Origin of the sequence: Methylobacterium variabile (genome assembly GCF_001043975.1) — a bacterium.
Classification (GTDB): domain Bacteria; phylum Pseudomonadota; class Alphaproteobacteria; order Rhizobiales; family Beijerinckiaceae; genus Methylobacterium; species Methylobacterium variabile.
The window spans coordinates 1-1,591 of sequence record NZ_LABY01000416.1; the positions used below are offsets into that span (position 1 = coordinate 1).

Here is a 1,591-nt window from a genome sequence, read left to right on the forward strand (position 1 = left end):
CCGCTACGATTTCGCGCGCGCCCGCTGGCTTCCCGTGGGGGTCGAGAGCGTCGGACGATCCGGTTCCGTCACCTGGATGGATCCCCTCGATCAGACCTGCGACGCGAGCCTCCAGGGCCGCGTCCTCAAGTTCGCGTTGCCGCCGCAGGGCGCACAGCCCGATTCCTATCGCTACGCGGAGCGCGGTCCGATCTACGTGTTCAACAACAGCTGGTACCTGCGTTCGCCCGTGACCGGAATCGGCGCGGCCGCGAACCTCCGGCACTGGAACAACGCCCTCCTGTTCTGCGAGCCCGGGGCCGACGTGGACCTGTGCCGTGTCCGGCCCGAGACATTCGACGCGAGCGCCTGCGGGCGCGGCCTGGTGCGCGGGGACGACCTCGCGCGCTATCCCGGCGAGACCGGGACGCTCCCGTTCTTCGACTGCTTCCGGTGGCTGCCGGTCGACGAACGGGGGCACGACCGTCCCGACCTCGCGAGCGAGTTCGACCACGACGTCAGCAGCAACGGCTTTCCCCTCGTGCTGATGCGCCAGCGCGGGATCGAGCGTCATGGGCGCACCGGACATCCGGGCTTCACGGCTCCCGAACGAGGAGACTTCCGGCTCCTCCCCAGCGCCCTCGCCGCCACGGCGGCATGCGCGGTGACGGAGACGTCCGATCATCGCCTCGACTGTTCGGAGGCGCCGGACGGTCGCGCGTTCGCCGGCGCCCTCGATCCCGAGGGCCGCCTCTATGACGGCCCGGCATCCGCGCGCTTTCGTCCTCCTGAGTAGATCACCTCGTCCGGTCACGCGGTGGGGTCGCCGAGATGGTCACTCGCCAGCGCACCAGGGGCACAGGCCTGCCCATGCCGGCCCGGATTCTTGCGGCCGAGGAGATGCACCGGCACGCGGTCGTGCTGACACGTTGGTGGAGAATAGCTCGACGGATGATCGGGATCGCCCGTGATACTCCCTGCCTCCTCCCTGCTATCGAGCGTCGGACCGATAGCAGCCCGGCCCCGCCCCGAAGGCGGTCGGCGGCCATGGCAGCGTGGTCTCCCAGGCCAAGCCTGATCTCCGCCGACGCGCTCGCCACCACGCGGCGCGCAATCCGGGCGAACGGGGTTGATGGTGACATCGCGCCACTGACGCCATGTACGACGCTCCGCTTCTTCCTACCCGCGCCCTGGGCCCGCGTCTTTGCAACGCCGCATAACCGACCAAAGTCGAACGCGGCAGATGATGATTCCGCCTTCGGCAATACATTGGTCTTTCTGCCAATATCAAATCCTGTCTTGATCTGCCAGCAGGAGCGTAAACGTTTTTCAGTTCAGAATGCGCACGCCCTGCTGCGTTGCCGAGCACGGCAATCGCCCATTGTCCTGTTTGATCAAGCCTCAGGCTCCTCGAGGGCATAGATTGCACGAGCCGTAAAAGATGGACATGCGGCGACCGCGATCCGGATGCCCGTGTGCGTCGACCAGTCAAAACAGGAGACGAGGTCATGAGGCGCCTCATCATCGCAGCGTCCGCCGTAGCTGCCCTGCTCGTCACCAGCGTTGCCGCCGATGCGCGCGGCTTCCGAGGTGGCGGAGGGGGGTTCCGGGG

Annotated in this window: 1 protein-coding gene and 1 pseudogene; one reads left to right on the forward strand and one right to left on the reverse strand. The window is 67.3% G+C overall.

Annotation, left to right across the window (positions count from 1 at the left end):
- A pseudogene (locus VQ02_RS33610) lies at positions 1-775 on the forward strand (hypothetical protein); the annotation flags it as partial.
- A gap of 598 nt (positions 776-1,373) precedes the next feature.
- Here VQ02_RS33610 and VQ02_RS38895 read toward each other — a convergent pair.
- Positions 1,374-1,591, reverse strand: a 218-nt coding sequence (locus VQ02_RS38895; protein ID WP_209437105.1) for a hypothetical protein, incomplete at its 5' end; no start/stop codon positions are given.